16 protein-coding genes are annotated in these 21476 nt (G+C 51.6%); 12 read left to right on the top strand and 4 right to left on the bottom strand.

Annotated features, from left to right (window positions below; translation table 11 throughout):
• Nucleotides 1-100: 100 nt before the first annotated feature.
• From DES37_RS01745 to poxB, 3 genes are all read right to left on the bottom strand, one after another.
• Nucleotides 101-1273: a MalY/PatB family protein gene (locus DES37_RS01745; protein ID WP_110024624.1), complete on the bottom strand. Its 1173-nt coding sequence runs from the start codon at nt 1271-1273 to the stop codon at nt 101-103.
• Nucleotides 1274-1275: 2 nt separating this feature from the next.
• Complete coding sequence (locus DES37_RS01740) at nt 1276-2133, bottom strand: DUF3737 family protein (RefSeq protein WP_211320527.1); 858 nt, start codon at nt 2131-2133, stop codon at nt 1276-1278.
• A 401-nt stretch (nt 2134-2534) separates the two neighbouring features.
• Nucleotides 2535-4259: a ubiquinone-dependent pyruvate dehydrogenase gene (gene poxB, locus DES37_RS01735; RefSeq protein WP_110024623.1), complete on the bottom strand. Its 1725-nt coding sequence runs from the start codon at nt 4257-4259 to the stop codon at nt 2535-2537.
• 561 nt (nt 4260-4820) lie between these two features.
• Between poxB and DES37_RS01730 the strand changes: the two genes are divergently transcribed.
• From DES37_RS01730 to entH, 12 genes are all read left to right on the top strand, one after another.
• On the top strand, nt 4821-6212 hold the full coding sequence (locus tag DES37_RS01730; RefSeq protein WP_110024622.1) for an NAD-dependent succinate-semialdehyde dehydrogenase: 1392 nt from the start codon (nt 4821-4823) through the stop codon (nt 6210-6212).
• 137 nt (nt 6213-6349) lie between these two features.
• The gene (locus DES37_RS01725; RefSeq protein ID WP_110024621.1) at nt 6350-7477 is read left to right on the top strand and encodes a ribosomal protein uL16 3-hydroxylase; all 1128 of its coding nucleotides are present in this window, start codon (nt 6350-6352) and stop codon (nt 7475-7477) included.
• Nucleotides 7478-7782: 305 nt separating this feature from the next.
• Complete coding sequence (locus tag DES37_RS01720; protein ID WP_036102751.1) at nt 7783-7992, top strand: YdgH/BhsA/McbA family protein; 210 nt, start codon at nt 7783-7785, stop codon at nt 7990-7992.
• Nucleotides 7993-8294: 302 nt separating this feature from the next.
• On the top strand, nt 8295-9506 hold the full coding sequence (gene fes, locus DES37_RS01715) for an enterochelin esterase (RefSeq protein WP_110024620.1): 1212 nt from the start codon (nt 8295-8297) through the stop codon (nt 9504-9506).
• A gap of 30 nt (nt 9507-9536) precedes the next feature.
• Complete coding sequence (locus tag DES37_RS01710) at nt 9537-9758, top strand: MbtH family protein (RefSeq protein WP_036102747.1); 222 nt, start codon at nt 9537-9539, stop codon at nt 9756-9758.
• A complete protein-coding gene (locus DES37_RS01705; RefSeq protein WP_110024619.1) occupies nt 9755-13645 on the top strand; it encodes an enterobactin synthase subunit F in 3891 nt (1296 codons plus the stop codon). The genes DES37_RS01710 and DES37_RS01705 overlap by 4 nt, the downstream gene beginning before the upstream one ends.
• Nucleotides 13642-14904, top strand: a complete 1263-nt coding sequence (gene entS, locus DES37_RS01700) for an enterobactin transporter EntS (protein ID WP_110024618.1) — start codon at nt 13642-13644, stop codon at nt 14902-14904. Before DES37_RS01705 ends, entS begins: the two co-directional genes overlap by 4 nt.
• Before the next feature lie 330 nt (nt 14905-15234).
• On the top strand, nt 15235-16374 hold the full coding sequence (locus DES37_RS01695) for an isochorismate synthase (protein ID WP_110024617.1): 1140 nt from the start codon (nt 15235-15237) through the stop codon (nt 16372-16374).
• A 17-nt stretch (nt 16375-16391) separates the two neighbouring features.
• On the top strand, nt 16392-18002 hold the full coding sequence (locus DES37_RS01690; RefSeq protein ID WP_110024616.1) for a (2,3-dihydroxybenzoyl)adenylate synthase: 1611 nt from the start codon (nt 16392-16394) through the stop codon (nt 18000-18002).
• 11 nt (nt 18003-18013) lie between these two features.
• Nucleotides 18014-18868, top strand: coding sequence for an isochorismatase family protein (locus tag DES37_RS01685; RefSeq protein ID WP_110024615.1), 855 nt, complete (start codon nt 18014-18016; stop codon nt 18866-18868).
• Nucleotides 18865-19617, top strand: a complete 753-nt coding sequence (gene entA / locus DES37_RS01680) for a 2,3-dihydro-2,3-dihydroxybenzoate dehydrogenase EntA (RefSeq protein WP_110024614.1) — start codon at nt 18865-18867, stop codon at nt 19615-19617. The genes DES37_RS01685 and entA overlap by 4 nt, the downstream gene beginning before the upstream one ends.
• Before the next feature lie 3 nt (nt 19618-19620).
• Nucleotides 19621-20031 (top strand): proofreading thioesterase EntH, encoded by a 411-nt coding sequence (entH, locus tag DES37_RS01675; RefSeq protein ID WP_036102733.1) that lies wholly within the window; start codon nt 19621-19623, stop codon nt 20029-20031.
• A 179-nt stretch (nt 20032-20210) separates the two neighbouring features.
• On the opposite strand, the gene yncE is transcribed toward entH, so the two are convergent.
• Nucleotides 20211-21296: a 7-bladed beta-propeller protein YncE gene (gene yncE, locus DES37_RS01670; protein ID WP_110024613.1), complete on the bottom strand. Its 1086-nt coding sequence runs from the start codon at nt 21294-21296 to the stop codon at nt 20211-20213.
• Between the last annotated feature and the right edge of the window lie 180 nt (nt 21297-21476).

Here is a 21476-nt window from a genome sequence, read left to right as displayed (position 1 = left end):
ACACTGTCTGCCAAAACTAATTACACAGACAGTGTATCTGCTTTCTCTGCCAGGTGCAGGCAACCATGGAAATCATGCGGCAACGAAAAAATTCAGTCTGTTATTTAACCCACCCACCAGTGAAAGCATGCTTTATTTTGTTGAGCCCGGTTATCATGCGTTCTCTTGGACAGGCAATGTTCAGCCGTATAAAATGCTCACCTTCTTCACCATAAAGCGTCCCTTCATTCACCCAGAGCTTTTCATGCAATTTGAGGTGCCTGGTAATATCAGTTGCAGAATGCGCGATGGCTGAACAGTCCACCCATACCAGATAGGTTCCTTCCAGGCGTGTTACCGGGAATGCCGGTAAATGTTCCTCAAAAAAGGCCTTCAGATACTGGTAATTCCCGTGCAGGTAATTATTCAGGTCGTCTAACCATGCTTCGCCATTGTTATATGCGGCAATCAGGGCTTCAACGGCAAATGGGTTAATTTCACATACCTCATGGATATTCAGAGCCTTATCAATTTTTTGGCGCATAGCATCATTTGCTGTATGAATGGCTGCAACTTGTAAACCGGCCAGGTTAAAGGCTTTGCTCGGTGACATACAGGTGATGGCGTTTTGCATAAACTCCGGGTTGATGGAGGCAAAAGGTGTATATCGGAAGCCTGGTTGCACTAAATCACAATGTATTTCATCGGCTACAACGATAACGTTGTGGCGTAAGCAAATTTCGCCTATTCGTGTTAATTCATCGGGTTGCCAAACCCGGCCAGCCGGATTGTGCGGGTTACATAGCAGTAGTAATTTGGCTTGCGGATCAGATGCTTTTTGTTCCAGGTCAGCAAAATCTATAACGTAAGTATCATCCTGGCGGCGAAGCGCATTGGTGACTATTTCGCAGCCCTGGTTACGAATAGAAGAGAAAAAACAGTTATATACAGGTGTCTGGACAATGACTTTATCACCGGGCTGCGTGAGTGCCCGAACAATGGCAGATAAAGCAGGTACTACGCCTGTGGTGTAAAGTAAATGCCCGGGGTTGATGGTAAAGCTGTGCCGCCGGTTAAACCAACTGGCAATGGCCGCATAAAAACGGGAAGGAACCCGCACATAACCGAAGATCCCCTGGCGGGCACGATTTTCCAGGGCCGTAATAACAGCAGGTGCGGTGATGAAGTCCATATCTGCCACCCACATTGGCAGCATATCGTCATCGGGCGCACAATCCCATTTGGTACAATCAGTGCCCCGGCGCTGTGTCATCTGATCAAAGTTGTGGTTCATAATCAGACACCGGCATGAGTGGCGGTTACAATCTCACAGGCTCCAGGATTGATACAGTTTTCATCAATAATGGTTTCCTGAATATGGTTTGCTCTGATATAGCCACCACGCGGGTTTTTCACACTGATGATTTCACTTTGGATGTCTGCCTGTAATGTGCTGTATTCAAAGCAAAGATTGGTATCCGTCATGGTGCAGTTTTCCATCACCAGGTCGGTGGCATAGCACAGTGGCTGCTCGCCGGAGATTTTACAGTTAACCAGGCGCAGGTTTTTCGAATGCCACCCCAGGTATTCGCCATTCAGTACGGAATCATAAACAGTCACATTTTCGGTATTCCAGAATGCATCTTTTGAATCAAGATGGGCATTACGAATCACAACATTATGGGCATCCTGAAACGCGTAGTTGCCTTGCAGACGGAAACCATCAATATTGATGTCTGAGCCATTCATAAACAGGTAGTCACCACCATGAATCTCTACATTATGAAATTCAGCATGGTGGCAATTCCAGCAGCATTCCGCAGCACTGAGCAACTGAGTATTTTCCAGGTAAAAATGAGTGACTTCACGAAACATTTTTGGGGCATCAACAACACAGTTAATCATGCGCAAGTTCTGTGAATACCAGATAGCGGCACGGGCATAAACCGTGAAGCGGCAATTTTCAATCTGCGTATTGTTATTGTGCCAGAAGGGGTATTTCCCCATAAACTCACAGTTACTGGCTTTAATATTCAGGCATTGTTTCAGGGCCGACTCGCCCGGGTAGAATTTTACGTTCTGCACCAACAGATCTTCAGATGCAAAAAGAGGGCGTTCTCCCTCAAAGAAAGTGTTTTCGATTGTTTTCATCATATTATTTCCGCTACAGATGTTGGCTTCGTTGTTACCGAAGCACTGATTCAGAGTGTTTAGTCAGTGCCAGCCCAGAAAGGTAAGGCGATTGGTCTACGCGGAGGTGAGCGAATTTTCCCGGTAAAATCACAATTAATTTGGTGTGTTACGGGTAGTTTTCTGGCGACTGGTGCACATCATGTGCAGAAAATAATAAGTCAGGCGGCTTTTAAAAATAAACAGTCGAAAACAACAATCAGATATGAGCATTCTTCATTAATTAATCACTCATGGGTAAGGCAACATAGTTGCCCGGAAAAGAACAGTGCAGTTGTGATTTTTTGCGGGTAAATAAATTGCCAGAGCGGGGAAATAGCGAACAAAAGCCATGCCGCAGCATGGCTTTTAAGTAAGGCAAGGGGTTATCTGCGCCAGTTGGTTTTGCTCAGCTCAATGATTTCATCCCCACGGCCATTGAGCAGCGCTTTCATCATGTACAGGCTGAAGCCTTTCGCCTGTTCCATTTTAATTTGTGGCGGCATCGCCAGTTCCTGTTTGGCGGTATCCACTTCCAAAACCACCGGGCCCGGGTGTGCCAGGGTCTCTTTCAGCGCGCCTGGCAGGTCCTCTGGCTTACCGACATGAATACCTTTTACACCGCAGGCCTCAGCAATGGCGGCAAAGCTCGGGTTTTCCAGGTTTGTGTCGTCAGAAAGATAACCACCGGCTTTCATTTCCATGGCGACAAAGCCCAAAGAACGGTTATTGAACACTACAATTTTTACCGGGAGTTTCAACTGGTTAAGGGACAACAGATCACCCATTAGCATGGAGAAGCCCCCATCGCCACACAGTGCGACGACCTGGCGCTTTCTGTCGACAGATTGTGCCCCCATTGCCTGTGACAATGCATTAGCCATAGAACCGTGGTTGAATGACCCAATCAACCGGCGTTTACCATTCATTTTCAGGTAACGTGCTGCCCATAATGTCGGAGTACCCACGTCACAAGTAAATACCGCATCATCAGCCGCTTCTTCACTTACCAGGCGAGCTAAATACTGCGGGTGAATCAGGTTATAAGACGTTTTCCCATTAGCCAGCTCATCCAGCCCTTTACGTGCTTCGGTGTAATTTGCCACACACTGCTCCAGGTGCGCAGAGCTGTGGTTACTGTTAACCATTGGTAGCAGAGACTTCAGTGTGGACTTGATGTCACCCAATACACCGAGGTCTATCTGGGTATGGCGGCCCAAAGACGCCGGGTTATTATCGATTTGCAGTATGCTGGCATTTTCTGGGTAGAACGCACGATATGGGAAACTGGTGCCCAGCAGTAAAACTGTATCGGCCTGGCGCATGGCGTGGTAGCCAGATGAAAAACCGATTAAGCCTGTCATCCCCACATCATAAGGGTTGTCATATTCGATATATTCTTTGCCACGCATGGCATGAACAATCGGAGCCTGTAATTTTTCAGCCAGAGCAACAACTTCCTCATGGGATTCAGCACAACCAGCACCACACATTAAGGTGATTTTTGCACTGTTGTTAAGTTTTTCGGCCAGTTCAGCAAGATCTGACTGCTGAGGCTGGTAATAGGCAGGTTTAGGCACATTCCATTTCGGCTCAACCCCTTCAGGAACTGCTTTTAATGCAATATCGCCCGGCAAGACCAATACGCTGACATCACGGTGAAGAATGGCCTGGCGCATAGCCGTTTCCAGCAAATAAGGCATTTGTTCCGGGTTGGAAACTAATTCGCAATAAACACTGCATTCTTTAAAGAGTTCTTGCGGATGAGTTTCCTGAAAATAATTTGTGCCAATTTCTGCGGAAGGAATATGTGCGGCAATAGCCAGTACCGGAACACGGTTACGGTGGCAATCAAATAGACCGTTGATTAAGTGCATATTACCCGGGCCACAAGAACCAGCACATACAGACAATTCGCCTGTGATATGGGCTTCAGCACCTGCGGCAAATGCCGCTGTTTCTTCGTGGCGGGTACCCAGCCACTCAATTGTACCTAATTTTCTCAGGCTGTCGCTGATGCCATTTAATGAATCGCCAGTAACGCCCCAAATACGTTTAACACCCGCTTTATCAAGTGTTTCGGTAATAAAGTTTGCAATACTTTTCGACATAAAAAACTCCCTAAAAAGAGAACGGCAATAACACAAGGTAAATAAAATGTTATCAACTTGAGACTATTATCAACCCATTTTGGTTCCGGGTTCAAGGTTGTTGTGTTATTTGTATTACAAATATTTTATTATATTAATATAAATTTATATTTTATTTTGTAATATGTGAATTTATATTTTATCTATATAAAACATATTGTTGCTGTTTTTGTGTTGATGGAAGGTAGATAAAAAGTGCGCTTTCCCAGGCTGGTTGTGAACTTGGGGCTAAAAATAAAATCAGATGCTAAAGGCAAGAAATAATAAACAAGGGAAACGAATTTGTTGAATATTCAATAATTCTGATTAACACCAACAAAACTACTGTCTTTCTCTTGTGATACACGCTGGTTACTATTTTTACATTATGTGTGGTACCCCCGGTAACGTGCAGTTATCTGTGCCAGACTGATGCAGGACAATTTAACTTTTAGCCCTGGCAGGCATGCGGGGCGGGAAAAGCTCGATGAGATAAAAAAGGGTGCCACATTATGTGGATTATTATTTATAAGGAGAATTTCCATGGCATATGCAACAACGAACCCCTGGACAGGGGAAGTTATTAAGACATTTCCCGACGCAACAGATGCTGAAGTCACCGGCGCTATTGCCAGAGCGCACAATACATTCACTACATGGCGTAATGTTTCATTTTCACAGCGTGGCGAAATCTTACAAAACGCAGCCAACTTGCTGCGTGAGCAGAAAGATGAATTTGCACGCTTACTGACACTGGAAATGGGCAAACTGTATAGTGAAGCGCTGGCTGAAGTAGAGCTGTCCGCCCAGATTTTTGAATATTACGTTAAAAATGCGGAAAAACTACTGGCCCCGGAAATCTTACCAGTAGCTAACCCCCAGGAAGCCACAGCGAAAATTGTTCATGAACCGTTAGGTGTCCTGCTGGCGATCGAACCCTGGAATTTCCCGTACTACCAGATTGCCCGTATCATTGCTCCGCAACTTTCAGCCGGGAATACCATCCTTCTGAAACATGCCTCCAATGTACCGCAAAGTGCCGCTCGTTTTGAAAAACTCATGCATGATGCAGGCCTGCCTGATGGTGGGTTTATCAACCTGTATGCCGCCCGTCACCATATTGAGCAAATCCTGAATGACCCGCGTGTGCAGGGTGTGGCGCTCACCGGTTCTGAAGGTGCCGGGGCAACAGTGGCTGCACAGGCTGCGAAGGCACTGAAAAAATCCACCCTTGAATTAGGTGGGGCTGATGCCTTTATTGTGCTGGCAGATGCCGACCTGGACAAAACAGCAAAATGGGCCGTATTTGGCCGCCACTGGAATGGCGGGCAGGTCTGTGTTTCCTCCAAACGGATGATTATTGTTGATGACGTCTATGATGCGTTCCTTGAACGCTATACTGCAGGCGTGGCGGCGCTGAAGGCTGGTGATCCTCTGGACCCGGCGACTACGCTGGCACCGCTTTCCTCGCAACAGGCGGCAGATGAAGTCAAAGAGAAAATCCAACTGGCGATTTCCCATGGTGCACAGGCTCTGGAAGTTGGGCCAAAAGTACCAGGTCAGGGGGCGTTTGTTCAGCCCACAATTCTCACTGAGGTAACACCCGATAATCCGGCTTATTACATGGAGTTTTTTGGCCCGGTATCTATGATACTGCGTGCCAAAGATGATGACGATGCAGTGCGTATCGCCAATGATTCGCCGTTTGGCCTTGGTGGTTCTATTTTCACTCGTGACACTGCTCGTGGTGCTGAACTGGCTACCAAAGTATCCACCGGGATGGTTTACATTAATCACCCAACTCGCGTGAAAGCAGACCTGCCATTTGGTGGCGTACGTCGCTCTGGTTATGGCCGTGAATTAACCGGGCTGGGTATCAAAGAGTTTGTTAACCACAAATTGATTTCTGTTGTAGATATTGACACGGAATTTTAAACCAGTGACAGGAAGCCTTTGAGTTTGGGCTTCCTGTCATTCCCCTTCTTTCGCTCGCAGGTTTGACCCACAACAAAGAGCCCCACAACCCCACTTCTTTATAATCAGCCCCCATTTCCCTTGCGCGGTACACATGAATGGCTTACCAACTCAATATTAACTGGCCGGAGTTTCTGGAAACTTACTGGCAGAAAAAACCGGTTATCTTAAAAAATGCTTTGCCAGATTTTGTCGATCCTATTACACCAGATGAGCTGGCCGGCCTCGCGATGGAAGCTGAAGTCGACAGCCGTATTGTGAGCCTGCAGAATGGGGAATGGCAGGCGTGGAACGGGCCGTTTGAACAGTTTGACCACCTGGGGGAAACGGGCTGGTCTTTACTGGCACAGGCGGTAAACCACTGGCATGCGCCTGCGGCTGAATTAGTACGCCCGTTTCGGGTATTACCGGACTGGCGGCTTGATGATTTGATGATCTCATTCTCGGTACCGGGTGGGGGCGTAGGCCCGCATATCGATCAGTATGATGTCTTTATCATTCAGGGCATGGGCAGCCGCCGCTGGCGGGTAGGGGATAAACTGCCACTGAAGCAGTTCTGCCCGCATCCGGCTTTGCTGCATGTTGAGCCATTTGAGCCAATCATTGATGAAGACCTGGCACCAGGCGATATTCTTTACATCCCACCCGGATTCCCCCATGACGGCTTTACCCATGAGACAGCATTAAATTACTCCGTTGGTTTTCGTGGCCCTAATGGGCGCGATCTGATCAGCAGTTTTGCGGATTATGCGCTGGAAAACGATCTGGGTGGTGAGCATTACAGTGATCCGGATCTGACATGCCGTGAGCACCCCGGGAAAGTAGAAAATTATGAACTGGATCGGGTGCGCAATATGATGCTTGATCTGATCAACCAGCCCGAAGACTTTGCGCAATGGTTTGGCCGTTTTGCCACTACGCCACGCCATGAGCTGGATATTGCTCCGCCAGAACCTGCTTACCAGGCTGATGAAGTGGTTAATGCCCTGCGTTCTGGTGAGGTTTTGACCCGGCTCAGTGGGTTGCGGGTTCTGCATATTGGCGAACATTTCTTTGTTCACAGTGAAGCGCTGAACACCAGTGATGATAAGGCTGCAGACGCACTGTGCCGTTATACCTCTATTGGTGAGCAGGAACTGGGCAACGGGCTGGATAACCCGGCGTTTGTAGCTGAACTGACTGCTCTGGTAAACCAGGGGTACTGGTTCTTCGGCGAAGAAGAATAATCTTCATCAACCAGTGAGCAGGGCACGTACCTTGCTCACTGCTGAAAGCTCATCAGGCCGTTACCCCAGCGGCACCTTCTGTTTTACTCTGGTTAACATCGTTTAATAAACTGATTTTAAATCATATTCCTTCATTGCTTCTTTCTTGTGTACCTAATAATTTTTATTAATCTGTGCGAAAGAAAATTATAAGCGCACTTTTAGTTACTATAAATATAATTTCAGTGGTTACTATATACACATCGACGATAAGACATCGTTCAACAAAATCACTTGTGTTAATTAATGAATGAAGGAATATGACCATGAAAAATATTAAAACCATCGCTGCTGCCGCTGCTCTTACTCTGGTTTCATTTGCAAGCTTTGCACAATCTGTCAGTGTGACTGCGGATACGCTGGACAGCGCTGAAGCAAAAATTGCTGCAAAAGCACAGCAGGAAGGTGCTTCTTACCATATTACTGAAGCAAATATGAACAACAGAGTTCATATGACTGCAGAACTGACCAAATAATGGCCTGCAACTGACAGTACAGCCAGAAAAACCTTTGCTACGGTTTTTCTGGTTTAATCTCCACAGTTTACTTCCCTCACTGAAAACCTTGCTGCTCCCATTAGTTCCAAAATCTCTTCAACCAGTGATTCCCCCGGTAAGTTAATTCCTATTAAAAACATGGGCTTTTTAAGTATTCTGCTTTTTCTGAATGGTATTTATGAGAATCAGAATATCATTGAAAATGAAAATTATTATCAATACTATAATGCGCGATTTCTGTTACAGTTAAAAAACCATTTTAACGATGAGGTTATTGTGCAATGGAACTGGCCTGTGGGAGCCATGCGTGGTGGCAACATAAACAAAGCCCGGAGTGGGTGGCTGAAGGCACAGATAAGTACCGGGTGACGTTCTGGTGGCGTGATCCCGACGGTGATGAATCCACTTCGCCTGTTCGGCGGGTATGGCTCTACATTACCGGGGTTACAGACCACCACCAGCGTGCTGTTCCCCAGTCTCTGCAACGTATTCCGGGCACCGACGCCTGGTCATGGACTACCTCATTAAGTTCACACTGGCGTGGCAGCTATTGCCTTATTCCCTCGTTTGGTGAGAACGACTTCAGTGAAGCCGTAATGCAGGGTGATATGAGCGATAAAATGGCACTGCGTGAAGGCTGGCGCCGGTTGTTGCCCCAGGCGATTGCAGACCCACTAAACCCGGTAAGCTGGCGAGGGGGGCGTGGTCACCCGGTTTCAGGTCTGGAACTCCCGGATGCGCCAGAGCAACCGGGGTGGAAAAACACGCAAGTGTCTTATACAGAACCACAGTGTGTTAACTGGCACAGCGAACATTTGCACAATACCCGCCGGGTTTGGGTTTACACCACCGGTGAGGCTTCAAACCCTGCCCAACGGCCACTGGCAATACTGCTGGATGGCGAGTTTTGGGCGCAGAGCATGCCGGTCTGGCCTGTTCTGCAATCACTGACTTTGGCCGGGCAACTGCCCGCAGCAGTATATGTACTGGTTGATGCTATCGATACTGCTCATCGCAGCCGGGAATTGCCCTGCAATCAGGATTTCTGGCTGGCGGTGCAAAACGAATTATTACCCCGTATTGCTCATATGGAGCCCTTTCATCCCGGGCCACAAAATACCGTGGTTGCCGGGCAAAGTTTTGGTGGCCTGGCATCTTTATATGCCGCATTACACTGGCCTGAGCGCTTCGGCTGTGCGCTCAGCCTTTCTGGTTCCTATTGGTGGCCCAACCGTGGGGAAACTGTGGATGGCGAGCTTATCCGCCAGGTTAAAAGTGGCCAGCTCCCGGCAGGCCGCCCACGAATCATTCTTGAGGCGGGCTTGCGTGAACCCCTTATCTTTCGGGCCAACCAGGCTATGTATGCACAACTACAACACACACAGCACAACGTTTTGTGGCGTCAGTTTGACGGCGGACATGACGCGTTTTGCTGGCGCGGTGGGCTAACCAGCGGGTTAAAAACTCTCTGGGCGCCACTGTTGGGCCAGTAAAGCGTGTTTTTCATGGCAGAGGAGCCTGGTATGGAATTCAGCAACCCCTTCGATAACCCGCAAGGGTTATTTTTGATTTTGTGTAATCCCCGGCAGCAATACTGTTTGTGGCCGCAGCAGTGTGCGTTGCCTGTGGGATGGCACGTTGCCTGTGACGCACAGCCCCAGGCTGATTGTGATGCCTGGCTGAAAGCACAATGGCAGTCCCTCCATCCCCATCACCAGGTGAGTTGTGAAGGAGAGGGTGTATGAATTTACCTCTAGTAGCGGCGCAGCCTGGCATCTGGATGGCAGAAAAACTTTCGGCACTGCAAAGTGAATGGAGTGTGGCGCATTATGTGGAGCTGGAAGGTGAACTGGATGCGGCATTGTTGGCCCGTGCAATTGAACACGGGTTAGCACAAGCAGATACCCTTCACCTGCGTTTTCATGAAACAGAGGGTGAAGTCAGGCAATCAGTGGATGATTCCCTGGTTTTTCCTGCTCCCGGGCTGACTGATTTGCGCCATGAAGCCGGGCCTCATAACGCGGCAATCGCGTTAATGCAGCAGGATTTAAACCAGAATCTGCGGGTGGACAGCAATAATCCATTGGTTTACCACCATATTTATCGCGTGGGCGACAACCGCTGGTACTGGTATCAGCGCTACCACCATTTGCTGGTGGATGGCTTCAGTTTTGTTGCTATTACTCAGCATATTACCGCCATTTACCGTGCATTACTGCACGGGGAATCTCTGCCTCCTTCGCCATTTACACCGTTTGCAGATGTAGTGGAAGAGTACCAGCGATACCAGCACAGCGATGCACGGGGGCGTGATAACGCGTTTTGGGCGCAGGAAGCACAGCAGCTACCGCCTGCGGTCTCGTTGTCTGAGGTGCCATTACAGGGGAATGCATCCGGCCATGAGATAGTAAAACTGGTTCAGCAGGCTGATGCACAGGTATTTAACCAACTGATGCGGGCAGTACCAGGTTGTCGCCGGGAAGACATTGTTCTGGCGCTGGTTGCGCTGTGGCTTGGGCGGTTATCCGGGCGGCGCGATTATACCGCCGGGTTTATTTTTATGCGGCGTATGGGCTCGGCCGCGTTGAGTTCGACCGGGCCGGTGCTGAATGTGTTGCCACTGGCGGTCACGATTGACCCTAACCAAACACTGGCTGACCTGGCGCAATCGCTGGCGGGTAAGTTAAAGAAAATGCGCCGCCACCAGCGCTACGACACTGAACAGATCCTGCGGGATACCGGGCGCGTAGTCAGCCACGAACCACTGTATGGCCCGGTATTTAACGTAAAAGTCTTTGATTACCAGGTTGATATGGACGGCCTGCGTGGCAAAACTCATATCCTGGCTACCGGCCCGGTTAATGATTTGGAACTGGTGCTGTTACCGGGTGAAGAAGGTGGTGCGTTCGGCATTGAATTACTGGCTAATGCCCGCCGCTACCATGCTGACAGCCTCTCCCGCCATATGCAACGCCTGCCATTGTTACTCAGGCAGTTTGCTGCCAACCCGGATTTGCGCTGTGGCGACAGCCAGGTGCTGCTCGAAGAAGAACAAGCCCTGCTGGTCCGTATTAACCAGACTGAAACACCCGTTCCGCTCACCACATTAAGTGAACTGCTGGCACGCCAGGCAAGCCAAACGCCCGATGCGCCAGCGTTGGTTGATGCCCGTATCAGCCTGAGTTACCGGGAGATGCGTGAACAGGTGGTTGCCCTGGCGCATCTGTTACGCCAGCATGGTGTGCGGCCTGGAGATTGCGTTGCCGTCGCCTTACCGCGCTCCGTCTTCCTGACTCTTGCTCTGCATGCCATTGTGGAAGCCGGAGCCGCCTGGCTCCCGCTGGATACGGGCTACCCGGACGAACGCCTGCATATGATGCTGGAAGATGCCCGCCCGGCGGTACTGATCACCACGCCCCAACAACAAGAACGTTTCCGGCATAGTGGTGTGCCAGCGTTTATTTGTTATGACGGGCTCCTGCCTGCTCAGGGGGCAACGCCGCTGGCACTCTCGCGCCCGGAACATACGGCGTACATTATTTTTACTTCGGGTTCTACCGGCAGGCCGAAAGGCGTTATGGTGGGGCAAACGGCAATTGTTAACCGCCTTCTCTGGATGCAGGACCATTATGTCCTGACGGCGGATGACGTTGTCGCACAGAAAACACCCTGCAGTTTCGATGTCTCGGTGTGGGAGTTTTTCTGGCCGTTTATTGCCGGGGCAAAACTGGTTATGGCTGAGCCAGATGCCCACCGTGACCCGGAAATGATGCTGCAGTTTTTCCGCCATTATAGGGTGACAACCACCCACTTTGTGCCTTCCATGCTGGCGGCATTTGTTGCCACGCTGTCCGCTAAAGAGCATTGCCAGGATTGTGATTCATTACGCCAGGTCTTTTGCAGTGGAGAGGCGCTTCCCACGGGGTTATGCCGCGAATGGGAACAACTGACTGGTGTGGCGCTTCATAACCTGTACGGGCCAACAGAAGCCGCAGTGGATGTCTCCTGGTACCCGGCTTATGGCGAGACACTGGCCGCAGTGACCACCCCCAGTGTGCCAATTGGTTTCCCTGTGTGGAATACCGGGTTGCGAGTCCTGGATGACATGATGCAACCGGTTCCTGTTGGCGTTGCCGGAGACCTGTACCTTACAGGGGTTCAACTGGCTCAGGGGTATATGCACCGACCTGATTTGACCGCCAGCCGGTTTATTGCCGACCCGTTTGTACCCGGTGAACGAATGTACCGCACGGGGGATGTGGCGCGCTGGCTGGGCAATGGTGCAGTCGAATACCTGGGCCGCAGCGACTTCCAGTTGAAAATCCGTGGGCAGCGTATTGAGCTGGGTGAAATAGACGCAGTATTACAGAGCCTGCCGGGTGTTGCCCAGGCGGTTTCCCATGCCTGTGTTTTCAACCAGGCCGCAGATGTGGGGGGCGATGCCCGCCAGTTAGTGGGGTACCTGGTGGCGGAAGAGGGCTGCGTGCCAAATGAAGCCGTGTTACTGGAGCAGGTACGCCAGCAACTGCCACCGCACCTGGTGCCGGTTGTCCTGATTACGCTTGATGCGTTGCCATTGAGCGCTAACGGCAAACTGGATCGTAAAGCACTGCCGCTCCCACAACTGCACCAGTCATCTCATGGGCGATCGCTTTTGCCCGGCACTGAAAGCCTGGTTGCTGGCGCATTTGCACAATTGCTGGGGTGTGAAATCAACGATGCCAGCGCCGATTTCTTTGCCCTTGGCGGGCACTCCCTGCTGGCGATGCGCCTTGCAGCCATACTGAGCCGCCAACTGGGGCAAATGGTACGGCCCGGGCAAATCATGGCAGCCTCCACGGTTGAAAAACTCAGTGAAGCGCTTGGACAGGGCAACTCAGTTGCATCTCAGCCCGCTGGTTTTGAGCCGTTACTGACTTTGCGGGAAGGTAACGGGCCTGCGCTGTTTTGCTTCCATCCGGCTTCTGGTTTTGCCTGGCAGTTCAGCGTGTTATCCCGCTACCTGGCGCCATGCTGGTCTGTGATTGGTGTTCAGGCAGCAGGCCCGGAAGGGCCAATGCAGTCGGCAACAACCCTTGAAGAACTGTGTGAGCACCACCTTGCTGTACTGACTGCGCGTCAGCCTCACGGGCCTTATTACCTGCTTGGTTATTCGTTAGGGGGAACCCTCGCGCATGCTCTGGCATCCCGGTTGGAAGCGCGGGGCGAAACCGTGGCTTTCCTGGGGTTGCTCGACACCTGGCCACCAGAGACACAAAACTGGTCAGGTAAAGACCACCAGCAACTCGACCCGGAAGTGCTTGAGAAAATCGCCCATGAACGTGAAGCCTTTATCGCGGCGCAGCAGGGGCAGAACGCGGGGGACGAATTGTTCAGCGCTATTGAAGCCAACTACGCCGACGCCGTCCGCTTACTGGCAACAGCGCGAAGCCAGCGTTTTAACGGGCATGCCACTCTGTTTGTAGCAGACCAGACACTCGCCAGCGGGCTTGAGCCGCACAGCGCCTGGGCACCCTGGACCGGGTCATTATCGGTATATCACCAGCCATGCGCTCATGCTGAGATTATTGCGCCGGATGCCTTTGTCACTATTGGCCCGCAAATCAGTCAATTGTTGGGAGAGCCTTCATGAATAAGCAGTCTTCACGGTGGCTTAATCTCAGCCTGCTGAAAACACACCCGGCTTTTCGCGCGGTGTTCTTTGCCCGGTTTATCTCCATCCTCTCGCTTGGGTTATTAGGGGTGGCGGTGCCGGTACAAATCCAGGCTCTTACCCAGTCAACCTGGATGGTAGGCCTGGCGGTGACACTGACCGGCGGGGCGATGTTTATTGGCCTGATGACAGGCGGCGTACTGGCTGACCGCTACGAGCGCAAGCAGCTGATTCTTTTTGCGAGAGCCACCTGTGGTGTCGGGTTTATTGGTTTGTGCATCAATGCGTTATTGCCTGCGCCATCGCTGGCGGTGATTTATCTGCTGGGTATCTGGGACGGTTTCTTTGCTTCGCTGGGCGTTACGGCCCTGCTGGCGGCAACGCCGGCTCTGGTGGGCCGTGAAAACCTGATGCAGGCCGGGGCGATAACCATGCTGACGGTTCGCCTTGGGTCGGTGATTTCCCCCATGCTGGGTGGCCTGTTACTGGCGAGTGGCGGTGTGGAATGGAACTATGGTCTGGCTGCTCTGGGTACCTTTATTACCCTGTTGCCTTTGCTGTTCCTGCCTCGTTTACCCCCTCCGCCTCAGCCACGGGAAAACCCACTCAAATCCCTGTTCGGTGCCGGGCATTACCTGGTGAAAAACCCGTTAATTGGTGGCATCGCATTGTTAGGTGGGTTGGTGACAATGGCGAGTGCCGTGAGGGTACTGTACCCCTCGCTGGCGGAAGGCTGGCAGATGTCTGCCTCCCATATTGGCCTGTTGTATGCGGCTATACCACTTGGCGCTGCGGTAGGGGCGCTAACCAGTGGTAACCTGGCGCACCACCCGCGCCCCGGTTTATTGATGCTCCTGACTACGCTGGGGGCGTTTATTGCCATTGCCTTGTTCGGGCTTATGCCAGCCTGGTTGCCTGGTGTTGTGTGCCTGGTGGGGTTTGGCTGGCTCAGCGCCATCAGTGCACTGCTCCAGTACACCTTGTTACAAACCCAGACTCCGGAACAGATGCTGGGCCGGATAAATGGTTTATGGACGGCGCAAAACGTTACTGGCGATGCTATTGGCGCGGCGGTGCTGGGTGGGCTGGGGGCCGTTGTTTCGCCAGCGCACTCTGCCAGTGTCAGCGGTGTTGTGCTGTGCATTATTGGCGTAATCCTGCTACTCGCCCTGGGGCAACTGCGCCGTTTTCGCCAGGAGGCGGTCTCTTCTGCCTCCGGTACGCCGGGGCAGGCATAAATTCTGCGTGAGGAAAGTCTGAAAACGGGTTGTCACTGGCAGCCCTCTATCAGTTTACCGGATATAGCCTGGCGATTAATGGGCTGATTTTACGGGAAACACGTTGGCCGAAAATAGCGCGAGCCCACTGTTCATGCGGTTTGTGTGGTTGACATCCCGTGCAGTTGCTTTTAGGGTAGCAGACTTAAATACGCAAATGATAATTGTTATTAAAGTGTTTATCATTTTCGTTAAAGACCAAAGATAATTCTGGTACAACGCAAAATCACAGCAGCCAGAACTATTGAGGATAAGTGACTCTGATGTTTTTGAAGGGTGGGGATTCAGTCTATGACTGCAACACTGAGATCCGATAGCTTCTTTTTTATGTCGCCATTTCGCAGCCTGGTGACACAGGGGTGTTTTTCCCGAATTACCACGCCGCTGGCCGGTGGCGAGGATGCAGGCAGCCCGTTTCAACAGGCGTTAACTGCTGCGTTTGGCAAGGCACATGAGGCCGGGTTAACCAGGCCTGTTGTGGTTGGGGCGATACCTTTTGATACGCGTAAGCCTTGTGCGTTATTCGTCCCGGAAACCTGGTCGGAATTCTCACGTGAAGCCTGGCTAAACCAGGTGAATACGCCTGAAAAAAATCCCCTGGCTGTGGTGCACCGTAAAGCAATCCCTGAACAGGATACGTTTGAAGCGATGGTTGCCCGGGCGGCAGCATTAACCGATACCCCACAGGTGGATAAAATTGTTTTATCGCGGCTGATTGATATTACCGCGCAATCCCCCCTGGACAGCACTGTGCTGCTTCAGCAGCTTATTGCGCAAAACCCGGGCAGTTTCAACTTCCATGTGCCACTGGCTGACGGGCGTGTTTTGCTGGGGGCCAGCCCGGAACTGCTGGTACGCAAAGATGGCGAAGCTTTTGCTTCCTTACCCCTTGCCGGTTCAGCGCATCGCCACAGTGATGCCGGTCTGGATGAAGACGCCGGGCAGCAACTGCTGGCTTCGCAAAAAGACCAGTATGAACATGCACTGGTGGTACAGGCCATGAAAAGCGTACTTGCGCCGCACTGCCAGCAACTGGAAATTCCTGCCACGCCACAACTGATTTCTACTCCTACATTGTGGCACCTGGCATCCCCGATAAAGGGTGTGACCAACCCAGGCGACAACGTGTTGTCACTGGCAAGCCGCCTGCACCCGACGCCAGCACTGAGCGGTTTCCCTCATGAGATTGCCACAACGCTGATACGTGAACTGGAGCCCTTTGACCGCGAACTGTTTGGCGGCATTGTTGGCTGGTGTGATGAGCAGGGCAACGGCGAATGGGCCGTAACCATCCGGTGTGCCGCGTTGAATGGCAGCCAGGTGCGCTTGTTTGCCGGCGCGGGAATTGTACCGGCATCGTCACCTGAGAAAGAGTGGCAAGAGACCGGCGTTAAGCTCACCACCATGCTGAATGTGTTCGGGCTGAATTAATTAACAAGGACATACCAATGGCAATTCCTTTCACTCCATGGCCAGATGAATTCGCCCGGCGTTACCGGGAAAAAGGTTACTGGCTGGACCGCCCTCTGACAGACATTATTGAAAATCAACGTGAAAACCCGTCTGTTGCACTGGTTGATGGCACACGGTCGTTCAGTTACCCGCAACTCAACCAGCTCGCCTGCAACCTGGCAGCCAGCCTGTTAGCCCGTGGCGTTAAACCGGGCGACACCGCACTGGTACATCTGGGCAATAATGCTGAGTTTTTTATTACCTTCTTCGCGTTGCTGAAAATTGGCGTAGTCCCGGTTAATGCGTTGTTCAGCCACCAGCGTAATGAAGTGGATGCTTACGCAGTACAAATTTCGCCAACATTGTTGATTGCCGACCAGCAGCACAGCCTGTACCAGAATGCCGAAGCTGTGGATCATTTTGTTACCCGGCACGCTTCCATTCGCACAGTTTTACTGTTGGGAGCGCAGGGCTCACAGAGCCTGACTGCAGCGATTGAACAACCGGCTGGTGGTACTGAACTGGTTCCTGGTCCGGCAGACCAGGTGGCGTTTTTCCAGTTATCTGGCGGCAGTACCGGCACGCCAAAACTTATTCCCCGCACGCACAACGATTATTACTACAGCATTCGCCGCAGTAACGAAGTGTGTGGGTTCAGTGCACAAACCCGTTACCTGTGCGCGCTGCCTGCAGCCCATAACTATTCCATGAGTTCGCCGGGAACTCTGGGTGTCTTCCTTGCTGGTGGATGTGTGGTACTGGCTGGTGACCCGGATGCCACTTTGTGCTTCCCCTTAATTGAACAGCACCAAATCAATGTCACGGCCCTGGTACCACCGGCAGTCAGCTTGTGGTTACAGGCTATTAGTGAGTGGGGCAATAACCAGCAACTTGCATCACTACAGTTACTACAAGTGGGGGGCGCACGCCTGTCTCCAGCGCTTGCTGCACGAATTCCGGCAGAAATAGGGTGCCAGTTACAGCAGGTGTTTGGCATGGCTGAAGGGCTGGTGAACTACACCCGGCTGGATGACACACCAGAGCGCATTATCAACACCCAGGGCAAACCCATGTGCCCCGATGACGAAGTCTGGGTGGCAGATGAAAACGGTAACCCGCTGCCAGCAGGCCAGGTGGGGCGTTTGATGACCCGTGGCCCTTATACCTTCCGCGGGTATTTCAACAGCCCGGAACACAATGCCAGTGCTTTCGACCCGAACGGTTTTTACTGCTCAGGCGACCTGATTGCTATTGATGACGCAGGCTACATCACTGTTCAGGGGCGCGAGAAAGACCAGATAAACCGTGGCGGCGAAAAAATCGCGGCAGAAGAAATAGAAAACTTACTGCAACGCCATGAGGCGGTAATTCATGCCGGGCTGGTTAGTATTGACGACCCTTTAATGGGAGAGAAGAGCTGCGCTTACCTGGTGACCTCTGCGCCGCTACGCGCTGTGGATATACGGCGTTTTCTGCGTGGCCTTGGCGTGGCGGATTACAAACTACCTGACCGGGTAGTGTGTGTGGATGCCTTGCCGCTGACGGCTGTGGGCAAAGTAGATAAAAAAGCGCTTCGCCGCTGGATGGCTGAGCGCGACGCAACCTGAGGAGTAGTGAAATGGCGATTCCAAAATTAACGGCTTATGCATTGCCTGAAGCCAGCGAGTTACCGGTCAGCAAAGTCAACTGGGAAGCAGATCCTGCCCGCGCAGCACTGCTGATTCACGATATGCAGGAATACTTCGTGGGGTTCTGGGGGGAAAATAACTCCATGATCAACCAGGTGGTGAATAATATTGCTGCTCTTCGCCAGTACTGCAAGCAGCAGGGGATCCCGGTTTATTACACCGCGCAGCCAAAAGACCAGCCTGCTGAAGACCGGGCCTTACTGAATGATATGTGGGGGCCCGGGCTGACCAAATCGCCAGAACAACAGGCAGTGGTGGCCGCACTTACCCCAGATGCAGATGACACCGTATTAGTGAAGTGGCGCTACAGTGCGTTTCACCGCTCACCGCTGGAACAGTTGCTCAAAGAAAGTGGCCGCGACCAACTGATTATTACTGGCGTGTATGCCCATATTGGCTGCATGACGACGGCTACTGATGCCTTTATGCGTGATATTCAGCCGTTTATGGTGGCCGATGCCCTGGCGGATTTCAGCCGCGAAAAACACCTGATGGCACTCAACTATGTGGCAGGTTGCGCAGGGCAGGTGGTAATGACCCAGGATGTGGTGCCATTACCTGCCAGTAAAGGGCACCTGCGAGAGGTTATTCGCCCACTGATTGATGAAGAAGATGAACCCATGGATGATGAAAACCTGGTGGATTTCGGCCTGGATTCCGTGCGGATGATGGCGCTGGCCGCACGCTGGCGCAAAGTTCACCATGATATCGACTTCGTGATGCTGGCGAAGAACCCCACCATTGATGCCTGGTGGGCGCTGTTATCCCGCGAGGTTCGGGTATGAACCCTGGGTTTAAGGATAAAACCGTGTGGGTGACTGGCGCGGGCAAAGGTATTGGCTACGCGACGGCGCAGGCATTTGCTGCCGCAGGTGCGAATGTCACCGGGTTCGACCTTGCATTCCCGCTGAATAACTATGCCTTTTCAACAGTGATGATGGATGTGGCGGATGACCAGCAGGTAAGTGAAGTCTGCCGGGGGCAACTGGCATCAATCCAGCGGCTGGATGTGCTGGTGAATGCTGCCGGAATTCTGACTATGGGGGCAACCGATGAACTCACCCCGGAAGCCTGGCATCGCACCTTTGCGGTTAACGTGGGCGGCGCATTCAACCTGTTCCGCCACACTATGGCACAGTTTCGCCACCAGAAAGGCGGGGCTGTCGTGACCGTTGCCTCGGATGCTGCGCATACACCGCGTATTGGTATGAGTGCCTATGGCGCTTCTAAAGCGGCGCTGAAAAGCCTGGCGCAAACCGTGGGGCTGGAGTTGGCCCCATTTGGTGTGCGCTGTAACCTGGTCTCACCCGGTTCAACGGATACCGATATGCAGCGCACATTATGGCTGAGCGATGATGCCGAACAGCAACGTATTCGAGGCTTCGCTGAGCAATTCAAGTTGGGGATACCTCTGGGGAAAATCGCCCGGCCTGAGGAGATCGCCAACACCGTGCTGTTTCTTGCCTCTGAACTCGCCAGCCACATCACATTGCAGGATATTGTGGTGGATGGCGGCTCAACCCTGGGGGCATAGCCTGTGTGGAAGCGGCAACTGTCTCTTGAAGCACTGAATGCTACCAGTGCAGATACTCTGGTGGCGCAACTGGGTATTGTTTATACCGAATTAGGCGAAGATTACCTTGAGGCGGAAATGCCGGTAGACAGCCGGACATTTCAGCCTTTCGGTTTGCTGCATGGTGGGGCATCCGCGGCTTTGGCTGAAACGCTGGGGTCAATGGCCTGTTTTTTGACTACCCGGGAAGGGCAATGTGCGGTGGGTACTGAATTAAATGCCACTCACCACCGCCCGGTGTCTCAGGGCAAGGTTCGTGGGCGCTGTACTGCACTGCACCTGGGGCGGCAAAGCCAAAGTTGGGAAATTGTGGTGTTTGATGAACAAGGGCGGCGTTGTTGTACCTGCCGCCTGAGTACAGCGGTACTGGGTTAGTCTTTATTTCATACCGTTAATTTGAACGGCTTATACGCAACTGTGTGAGCCGTTTCCCTTCCATATTTACCAAAGCATGCCTGAACCGGCGGGTCTCTATCCGGTGCCTTTGGGCGCAACATCCAAATTCGGGAAATATGAAATGCAGGCAACACCCGCCCGGGTATTGCCTGTGTGAATTAATTCAGCGCGATGCGCACGATGTCATCGGGTGCAGTTGCTGGTTTGGTGCGGCTTGCTTCCTGCTTAACGGTGACATACAGAGTATTACCGTCTGGTGAAACAGCCAGGCTGTTTGGGTGAACCGGTAACTTAATGGTTTTGGTCACTGCCAGGGTTTTGCCATCGATGATGCTGACTGAACCGTCTGTGCGGTGTGTGGCATAAATTTCGTCACGCTTCGCGTTAAACAGTACGGCAACAGACGTTGGTGTGGCGATATGGTTAACCACTTTATTGGTTTTCAGATCCACCACAAATAAGCCAGGTTCTTTGCCATCAGAAATAAAGGCGCGCTGGCCCTGGGTATCCAGGCTGATATTCAGCAGCATATGGTCTTTGCCATCATCAACAATTTTATGGCGTTCCAGAACTTTGTTGTTGGTGGTGTCGATAATAATCAACTCGCCATCTGCGTTGGTGGTGTACAGGCGGTTAGTCTGGCTGTCCAGCGCCAGCCCGGTATTCAGTTTACCCAGGTGAGTAATGGTGTGTTTCAGTGTGAGGTTTTTGCCATCCACTACCCAAATCACACTGTCGGCCCGGCCAATACCACCAACGTAAATGGTGTTGGTTGCTTCATTGACTGCCAGTTCACGTGGTGCGGGTGGGCGGTTTTTTTCTTCGCCCGGTTTTTTATCCTGTGCGGCGGCCTGGGGAACCAGGGCCAGAGTACCGGCAACTTTACCTGAAGAGGCATCGACAGCCATCAAAGCACTGGTAAAAGTGTCGCCGAAATACAGGGTATTGGTTTTGCCGTTCAGCGCCGCACCAAAAGCTTTGTTCGGTGTATCAATAATATGGGTTGTATCAAGTGTGCTGGCATTTAGCTGATAAACCGCGCCGCCAGGTTCACTGCGCTGTTTGGTTGTTGCTGCATATACCGCATTGTTATTTGGGTTATAAACAATTTCGTACTCCCCAAAACCAACAGGTTTGCGCAACACAGTGTCTGCGGCCAGAGTAGAAAATGCCATGCCGCTAAGCATGACAGCCAGCGCCAGGTGAGAGAAATGCCGTTTAAAACGTGTGTTTTGCAGAACCATGATTACAACCTTTTTGAGATGAATTATTATTTGTTTATGTTAATGATAATCGTTCTGATTATCATGTAACCATGTTACAGAGTCAAACAGTTATCAGTACAAAATCGGGGCTGGATTATTGGCGGTTGTGCCGTTGGGTTTAATCCCGCAGGCACGCTTAACTCTGCGTTTTTGTGGCAG

The sequence above is a fragment of the Mangrovibacter plantisponsor genome, assembly GCF_003182475.1.
GTDB classification, from domain to species: domain Bacteria; phylum Pseudomonadota; class Gammaproteobacteria; order Enterobacterales; family Enterobacteriaceae; genus Mangrovibacter; species Mangrovibacter plantisponsor.
The sequence above is the reverse complement of the archived record's forward strand: the minus strand, read 5'-3'. Positions and strand labels throughout refer to the sequence as shown.

What these genes read in the sequence shown, in the direction of transcription:
- DES37_RS01745 (WP_110024624.1), bottom strand. Translation starts at nt 1,273, where the DNA reads ATGAACCACAACTTTGATCAGATGACACAGCGCCGGGGCACTGATTGT.
- DES37_RS01740 (WP_211320527.1), bottom strand. Translation starts at nt 2,133, where the DNA reads ATGATGAAAACAATCGAAAACACTTTCTTTGAGGGAGAACGCCCTCTT.
- poxB (WP_110024623.1), bottom strand. Translation starts at nt 4,259, where the DNA reads ATGTCGAAAAGTATTGCAAACTTTATTACCGAAACACTTGATAAAGCG.
- DES37_RS01730 (WP_110024622.1), top strand. Translation starts at nt 4,821, where the DNA reads ATGGCATATGCAACAACGAACCCCTGGACAGGGGAAGTTATTAAGACA.
- DES37_RS01725 (WP_110024621.1), top strand. Translation starts at nt 6,350, where the DNA reads ATGGCTTACCAACTCAATATTAACTGGCCGGAGTTTCTGGAAACTTAC.
- DES37_RS01720 (WP_036102751.1), top strand. Translation starts at nt 7,783, where the DNA reads ATGAAAAATATTAAAACCATCGCTGCTGCCGCTGCTCTTACTCTGGTT.
- fes (WP_110024620.1), top strand. Translation starts at nt 8,295, where the DNA reads ATGGAACTGGCCTGTGGGAGCCATGCGTGGTGGCAACATAAACAAAGC.
- DES37_RS01710 (WP_036102747.1), top strand. Translation starts at nt 9,537, where the DNA reads ATGGAATTCAGCAACCCCTTCGATAACCCGCAAGGGTTATTTTTGATT.
- DES37_RS01705 (WP_110024619.1), top strand. Translation starts at nt 9,755, where the DNA reads ATGAATTTACCTCTAGTAGCGGCGCAGCCTGGCATCTGGATGGCAGAA.
- entS (WP_110024618.1), top strand. Translation starts at nt 13,642, where the DNA reads ATGAATAAGCAGTCTTCACGGTGGCTTAATCTCAGCCTGCTGAAAACA.
- DES37_RS01695 (WP_110024617.1), top strand. Translation starts at nt 15,235, where the DNA reads ATGACTGCAACACTGAGATCCGATAGCTTCTTTTTTATGTCGCCATTT.
- DES37_RS01690 (WP_110024616.1), top strand. Translation starts at nt 16,392, where the DNA reads ATGGCAATTCCTTTCACTCCATGGCCAGATGAATTCGCCCGGCGTTAC.
- DES37_RS01685 (WP_110024615.1), top strand. Translation starts at nt 18,014, where the DNA reads ATGGCGATTCCAAAATTAACGGCTTATGCATTGCCTGAAGCCAGCGAG.
- entA (WP_110024614.1), top strand. Translation starts at nt 18,865, where the DNA reads ATGAACCCTGGGTTTAAGGATAAAACCGTGTGGGTGACTGGCGCGGGC.
- yncE (WP_110024613.1), bottom strand. Translation starts at nt 21,296, where the DNA reads ATGGTTCTGCAAAACACACGTTTTAAACGGCATTTCTCTCACCTGGCG.